We start from the raw sequence: 7,156 nt of genomic DNA, 5'->3' as shown, positions 1-7,156 counted from the left end.
GTGATCTACGAGCAGGCCAATGCCCACGGGCAGAAGGTGCAATCGGCGGGCAACAACATGGCCTCCACCGACTCCGCCGTCGGCTCCAGCTGGGCCTAGCAGACCACCCACAGCGCGGCGGCACACCGACCCACCCGGTGTGCCGCTGCGTGCTGTAATAGCTCAGTTCCGGTGGGGCTCCAACAGCCGACTAGACCGACAGCGATAGAGGAGGGCAGCGATGGATCCGACCACCCGCACCGACATCACCGTCAACGTCGAGGGCTTCTGGATGCTGCAGGCGCTGCTGGACATTCGCCATGTCGCCCCCGAGCTGAGGTGCCGGCCGTACGTCTCCACTGATTCGAACGAGTGGTTGGAAAATCACCCGGGCATGGCGGTGATGCGTGAACATGGCATCGTCGACGGCGACACGGTCAACGAACAGGTCGCGAACCGTATGCGAGTCCTGGCCGCCCCCGACATGGAGGTGGTTGCGCTGCTGTCACTGGGCAAATTGTTGTACGGCGTCATCGACGACGAGGATCAGCCGCCCGGTTCACGCGACATCCCCGACAACGAGTTCCGAGTTCTGCTGGCCCGCCGGGGTGAGCACTGGGTGTCGGCGGTGCGGGTCGGCAGCGACATCACCGTCGACGACGTGTCGGTTACCGATGCCTCCTCGGTCGCCGCGCTGGTGATCGACGCCCTGGAGTCCATCCACCACGCCGATCCGGCTGCGATCACCGCGGTGAACGTGCCGATGGAGGAGATGCTGGAAGTCACCCAAACCTGGCAGGAGTCCGGCTTCAATGTGTTCTCCGGTGGTGACCTGCGCCGAATGGGCATCAGCGCGGCCACCGTTGCCGCGCTGGGGCAGGCGCTGTCGGACCCCGCCGCCGAAGCGGCGGTATATGCCCGCCAGTACCGTGACGACGCCAAGGGGCCAAGCGCTTCGGTGCTGTCTTTGAAAGACGGGTCAGGCGGGCGCCTCGCCATGTACCAGCAGGCGCGCACCGCCGGATCCGGCGAGGCGTGGATGGCGATCTGCCCGGCCACGCCGCAGCTGGTGCAGGTGGGCGTCAAGACCGTTCTGGACACCCTGCCTTACGGCGCGTGGAAAACGCATCGCAGGGTCTAGCCGATCAGTCCGAAAAATATGACGTATCAATCATTTACGCGGCACACCTTGGCGTGGTGCAGATATCGCTAAGTGCCCTTAGAATTGGAAAACGTCACAGGCCACAAATCACGAGGCGGTAGATATGGGTGAAACATTCACGGTCGGGGTGACGGTGCGATGACATCGGTAGTCGAAGCGGCACAGCCCGGCACCGAGGTCGCAGTATCGTCAGGTCCCCGGGCGACGACGGTGGGCATCATGGCCGGTGGCACCGTACAGATCGGCATGCTGCTGGACGCGGAAGCACCGGTGTCGGTGATGATCGATCCGCTGCTGAAGGTGGTCAACAGCCGACTGCGGGAACTGGAGGAACCCGAACTGAAAGCCGACGGGCGCGGCCGTTGGGTGTTGTGCCTAGTCGACGGTACGCCGCTGCGCCCGACGCAGTCGTTGACCGAACAAGACGTCTACGACGGGGACCGGTTGTGGCTGCGGTTCGTCGAAGACCGCGAACGCAGATCTCCAGTCATCGAACACATTTCGACCGCGGTCTCGGTGAACCTGGCTAAGCGGTTCGCCAGGATCGACGCGGCCACAGCGATGCAGGTCGGTGTCGCGACACTGTCGGCGGGGGTGCTGCTGGCCGCCGGACTGCTCGGCGCCTGGCGTTACCGCCACGACACCTGGCTGACGGCCGGCTATGCCGCGGGGCTCGCGGTCTTGGTGCTGACCGCGGCCGCGCTGATACTGGCGCAGTCGCGCACCAGCGCCGGTCGGCAGGTCGGTGACATCCTGGTGTTCAGCGGACTGGCGCCCCTGGTGGTCGCGGCAGCGGCGGCGGTGCCCGGCCCGCTAGGCGCACCGCAGGCCGCCCTAGGCTTCGGCGTGGCCGGCATCACCGCGCCGCTGATCATCCGGCTCACCGGCCGGCAGTTGGCGACCTACACCGCCATCACCACCATCAGCAGCGCAGTCACCGTTATGGGCTTACTGCGGATGCTGGTGCTGACCAGTGCGGTCACGCTGCTTGGGTGTACGCTGCTGGCCTGCGTGCTGGGCTATCACGGCGCCCCTTCGCTGTCCCGGTGGCTGGCCGGAATCAGACTGCCGGTGTTCCCATCCGCGACAAGTCACTGGGTGTTCGAGGCCCGTCCCGACCTGCCGACCACAGTGGTGCTGGACGAGGACGGCCCGCCTGTGCTGGAGGGACCCGAGTCGGTGCGCGGGGTGGTGCTGCGAGCCGAACGGGCCAGATCGTTCCTGTCGGGTCTGCTTGCCGGATTGGGTGTGCTGGTGGTGGGGTGCGTCACCGGGTTGTGCGATCCCGATGCAGATAGATGGTGGCTGGCACTGCTGCTGGCCGGTTTCACGGCCGGGTTTCTGGTGTTGCGGGGCCGGTCCTTCATGGACCGCTGGCAGGCGGTTACCGTCACGGTGACCGGCTTGTTCATCGTCGCCGCCGTGGTAGTGCGCTACGTGGTGCAGTTGTGGTCGCCGGCGGCGCTGACGGCCGGCGTGGCGGTGCTGGTGCTGGTGCCGACTGCCGGGCTGATCGCGGCGGCGGTGGTACCCAACACCGTCTACAGCCCGCTGTTCCGCAAATTCGTGGAGTGGATCGAGTACCTGTGCCTGATGCCGTTGTTCCCGCTGACACTGTGGTTGATGAACACCTATGAAGCGATCCGGTACCGCTAGCGGTCGGCTGAGCCGCGGGTACAGGCGTAGCAGCGCAGCGGCGGCCGTGGCGATCATCGTGGCCAGCGGCTCGCTGGCGGGCCTGTTGGTGCCGGCCCCTGCCGCCGCGATCGACCGTCCCTCGATCGATCCGGCCGCCGTGCCGCCGGACGGCGCGCCCGGCCCGGAACAGTCGATGCGGCAGACCGCGTACTGCACCGAGGTCGGGGTGTTCCCAGGAACCGACTTTCGGGTGCAACCGAAATTCTTGGACATGCTCAACCTGCCGGAGGCCTGGCGATTCAGCCGGGGTGGCGGTGTGAAGGTCGCTGTCATCGACACCGGCGTGACCCCACACCCCCGGCTGCCGAACCTGGTCGGCGGCGGTGACTACGTGATGGCCGGCAGTGACGGCCTATCCGATTGCGATGCCCACGGCACGCTGGTGGCGTCGCTGATCGCCGCCGCCCCGGACAGCGCCGTCGCTCCACTGCCCCCGCCGCGCCAGACCCGCCGACCGCCATCGGTTCCCACCACAGAGCCGACACCGACGCCGCCGGTGCCCCAGACGACGATCATCGTGCAGCCACCGCCTCTGCCGCCAGCGCCCCCCGAGGAGGACAACGGTGCACCCCCCGGGGCGCCCCCCTGGGCACCGCCGGAGCCGACTCCTGAGGCACCCAGAGGCCCGCTGCCAGGACCCGCGCCCCAAGCGGCGGCGCCGTCAGCCGACGTCACCGAGAGGGACGGCGCGGCGCCCTCGGCGAAAGCTGCGAAAGCGACCGGCTATTCGGGTGGCGCGCGGGTGGTGCCGATCGGTTCGCCGCTGGGTCCTGCTGCACCGAGTGCACCGCCGCCTCCGGGGTCGGTGCCGGATGCGTTCAGCGGTGTGGCACCCGATGTGGAACTGATCTCGATCCGCCAGTCCAGCAAGGCATTCGGCCCGAAGGAGCCGTTCGCCGACCGGCAGGACCCGCAGGCTCGCGAGAAGATGGACGACATCCGGACGATGGCGCGGGCGATCGTCCACGCCGCCAACCTGGGAGCGTCGGTGATCAACATCTCCCAGGTCGTGTGCATGAGCGCGCGCACCATCATCGACCAGCCGGACCTGGGTGCGGCGGTCCACTACGCTGCGGTCGACAAGGACGCGGTCATCGTTGCCGCCGCCGGCGATACCGGTCAACGCGACTGCAAACAGAACCCGATCTACGACCCGTTGCAGCCCAACGATCCCCGCGATTGGAATGACGTGAACACCGTGGTGACTCCGGACTGGTTCGACGACTACGTGCTGGCAGTGGGGGCGGTGGACTCCGCCGGCGCGGCGCTGACCAAAACAAGCGTGGCCGGGCCGTGGGTGTCGATCGCCGCGCCCGGAACCGACATCGAAGGCCTCTCGGCCCGAGACGACGGGCTGATGAATGCGGTTGACGGACCGGACAATACGTTATTGGCCCCGTCCGGTACCGGCTTCTCGGCCGCCATCGTCTCCGGGGTGGCCGCACTGGTTCGCGCGAAGTATCCGCAGTTATCGGCACATCAGATCGTCAACCGGTTGACTCGCACCGCTCGCCCGCCGGCTCGCGGAGTGGACAACCAAATCGGTTACGGCGTCGTCGACCCGGTGGCGGCACTGACGTGGGATGTCCCCGACGGCCCGGTTGTCGCACCGGAACGGCTATCCAGGCCGCTTTCGGTTCCGCCGATGCCGCCGGAGCGTGACATGACGCCGGTCTGGGCGGCCAGCGTGGGACTGCTGGTTGCCCTAGTTACGGGCGGCGTGATAGTCGGCGCGGCGGCGATGCGGCGAGCGGCGAGGCGACGATGAAGGCGCAGCGCACCGTCGGCCTGAACCTGTCGTGGTTGTGGGTCACCGCGGTGTTCCTCATCGACGTCGCAGTGTTGGCGCTGGCCAGCAATTGGCCTGGTGACCCGCGCGCCGCCAGCTACGTGTGGTGGTCGGGCGTCGGGGTCGCGGTGCTGACGACGATCACTTCGCTGATCACCTATGGGAGAGTCCCGCTCGTCTCGGCGCTGGGCGCGCGGGTGCTCGATCGGTTCGCCGACCCGGAGACGATGTTGACCGCGGGGTGTACGTCCGGGGTGGACGACCATCGGCGCTACGGCCGCGCGCCGGTCGGCATCCGTGAATATCAGGGTCGATTGGTCGCGGTGATCGCGGTGAGCGCGCCGTCGGCGGTGCCGTCCGGCCGCCATCACCGCGGAACCGCGGCGACGGTCGCGTTGCCGGTGGACCTGGTTGCCGACCGCTTGCGCCAGTTCGATGTGCGCCTCGACGGCATCGACATCGTGTCGGTGCGTACCCTCGGGGATGCCCAGGACCACGCTCAGGACAGCGCGGCGACCGATCCGGAAGGCTCGGATGAGCACGCGTCCGCGACGTCCGGGCCAGGCCATCGCAACACCTGGCTGGTGCTGCGGATGGACCCACAGCGCAACGTCGCGGCTGTGGCGGCTCGGGATTCGGTGGCCGCCACGCTGGGGGCCGCCACCGAACGGTTGGTGAACGTCCTCGACGGGAGGCAGATCACCGCCCACGCGTTGACGGCAGCGGAGTTCGACGGCGTCGACGCCGCCGTGTTGGCCGGTCTGCAACCAGCGGGGGTCCGATCACGGCGGCGACGCCTGAAGCAAAGCCAGTCCAGCGGGTATGTGACCAGCTTCTGGATGTCGCCGCAGGACATCACCTCGGAGAACCTGGATAGGCTGTGGCTACCGGAGGCCCCGGAGATCAACGCCACCGTCGTGACGGTCCGGCTCACTGGCTCACACCGCCGGACGGAGGTATCAGTGCTGGTGCGATACCACGGTGACGGTCGGCTGCCCAAGGATGTGCGAGCTGGACTCAACCGGCTTACCGGTCGTCAGCTGACCGCCGTTCACACCAGCCTGCCGGTGCCGGCGCGTCGGCTGACACCGGTGGTGCCGGCCCGGGAGTTGCAAGCCGGCGAACAGCTTGTCGTGGCGGTGGAATCGGCGGCGCAACACCCGCCGGTCTCGGTCGGGGCGGCCCCGTGACCAGTTCGCAGACCGCCGTAACCCATGCCCGCGATGCGGTGGTCGCCGGCATGCTGGCCTCGGGAATCTCGGTCAACGGGTTACAACCCAGCCACAACCCGCAGGCCGCGCTGCAGATGTTCACCTCGGCGACGGCGATCGATCCGGGCATGTGCGATGCCTGGCTGGGCCGAGTGCTCGCCGGTGACCGGAGCATCGACGTGTTGGCGGGCGCTTGGGCGGCAGTGCGCACATTCGGGTGGGAGACACGACGTTTGGCGATCACCGATGCCGAATTTCGCCCAGAGGCCTCCGATGGGTTGTTCTTGCGCCTGGCGATCACCAGCGTGGAATCACTGGCCGCCGCCTACGCCGCCACCCTGGCCGAAGCGAAGCGGTATCAGGAGGCCGCGCAGCTGCTGGACACCATCGAACCCCGAAACCCCTTCGAGGCCGAGTTGGTCGGCTATGTGCGGGGCCTGCTGTATTTCCGGACCCGTCGCTGGCCGGACGTGCTGAAGCAATTCCCGGCGGCGACACCGTGGCGCCAGGCCGAGCTCAAGGCCGCGGCCGCGGCGATGGCCACCACCGCGCTGGCCTCCCTGGGTGTGTTCGAGGAGGCGTGCCACCGCGCCCAGGAGGCCATCGAAGGCGACCGGGTGCCGGGCGCGGCAAACATCGCGCTGTACACCCAGGGCATGTGCCTGCGTCACCTCGGCCGCGAAGAGGAAGCCGTCGAGCTGCTGCGCCGGGTGTATTCACGCGATGCGAAGTTCGCCCCGGCCCGCCAAGCACTGGACAATCCCGACTACCGGCTGGTGCTGACCGATCCGGAAACCATTGAGGCGCGCACAGATCCGTGGGATCCGGACAGCGCACCGACCCGCGAACAGACCGAAGCCGCCCGACACGCCGAGGCGGCTGCGAAGTACCTGGCCGAAGGCGACGCCGAACTGGGCGCGATGCTCGGCATGGAGCACGCCAAACGAGAGATCAAGCTCATCAAATCGACCACGAAGGTGAATTTGGCGCGCGCCAAAATGGGGCTGCCGGTTCCGGTTAGCTCGCGGCATACCCTGTTGCTGGGCCCGCCCGGCACTGGGAAGACGTCGGTGGCCCGCGCTTTCACCAAACAGCTGTGCGGGTTGACGGTGCTGCGCAAGCCCCTGGTGGTGGAGACCAACCGGTCCAAACTGCTGGGGCGCTACATGGCCGACGCGGAGAAGAACACCGAGGAGTTGCTCGAAAGCGCGCTCGGCGGCGCGGTTTTCTTCGACGAGATGCACACCCTGCACGAGCGCGGGTATTCACAGGGCGACGCCTACGGCAATGCGATCATCAACACGCTGCTGCTCTACA

General features: G+C 67.8%; 5 protein-coding genes and 1 pseudogene. All 6 read left to right on the top strand.

What is annotated here, in order from left to right; translation table 11 throughout:
* Positions 1-99 (top strand): annotated as a pseudogene (locus AC2VOP_RS09035) (type VII secretion protein EsxI); the annotation flags it as partial.
* Between the two features lie 121 nt (positions 100-220).
* Positions 221-1,120, top strand: a complete 900-nt coding sequence (locus AC2VOP_RS09030; RefSeq protein WP_486960642.1) for an ESX secretion-associated protein EspG — start codon at positions 221-223, stop codon at positions 1,118-1,120.
* 159 nt (positions 1,121-1,279) lie between these two features.
* Positions 1,280-2,797: a type VII secretion integral membrane protein EccD gene (gene eccD / locus AC2VOP_RS09025; RefSeq protein WP_486960641.1), complete on the top strand. Its 1,518-nt coding sequence runs from the start codon at positions 1,280-1,282 to the stop codon at positions 2,795-2,797.
* A complete protein-coding gene (locus AC2VOP_RS09020) occupies positions 2,775-4,607 on the top strand; it encodes a S8 family serine peptidase (RefSeq protein ID WP_486960640.1) in 1,833 nt (610 codons plus the stop codon). Before eccD ends, AC2VOP_RS09020 begins: the two co-directional genes overlap by 23 nt.
* Positions 4,604-5,818, top strand: a complete 1,215-nt coding sequence (eccE, locus tag AC2VOP_RS09015) for a type VII secretion protein EccE (protein WP_486960639.1) — start codon at positions 4,604-4,606, stop codon at positions 5,816-5,818. Before AC2VOP_RS09020 ends, eccE begins: the two co-directional genes overlap by 4 nt.
* Before the next feature lie 50 nt (positions 5,819-5,868).
* A partial coding sequence (eccA, locus tag AC2VOP_RS09010) for a type VII secretion AAA-ATPase EccA (RefSeq protein WP_486960643.1) occupies positions 5,869-7,156 on the top strand: 1,288 nt, incomplete at its 3' end.

Source organism: Mycobacterium sp. TH-M106 (assembly GCF_057473765.1).
Note: the sequence above shows the minus strand (reverse complement) of the source record. Positions and strands in the feature narration are given on the sequence as shown.

What these genes read in the sequence shown, in the direction of transcription:
- eccD (WP_486960641.1), top strand. Translation starts at nt 1,280, where the DNA reads ATGACATCGGTAGTCGAAGCGGCACAGCCCGGCACCGAGGTCGCAGTA.
- AC2VOP_RS09030 (WP_486960642.1), top strand. Translation starts at nt 221, where the DNA reads ATGGATCCGACCACCCGCACCGACATCACCGTCAACGTCGAGGGCTTC.
- AC2VOP_RS09020 (WP_486960640.1), top strand. Translation starts at nt 2,775, where the DNA reads ATGAAGCGATCCGGTACCGCTAGCGGTCGGCTGAGCCGCGGGTACAGG.
- eccE (WP_486960639.1), top strand. Translation starts at nt 4,604, where the DNA reads ATGAAGGCGCAGCGCACCGTCGGCCTGAACCTGTCGTGGTTGTGGGTC.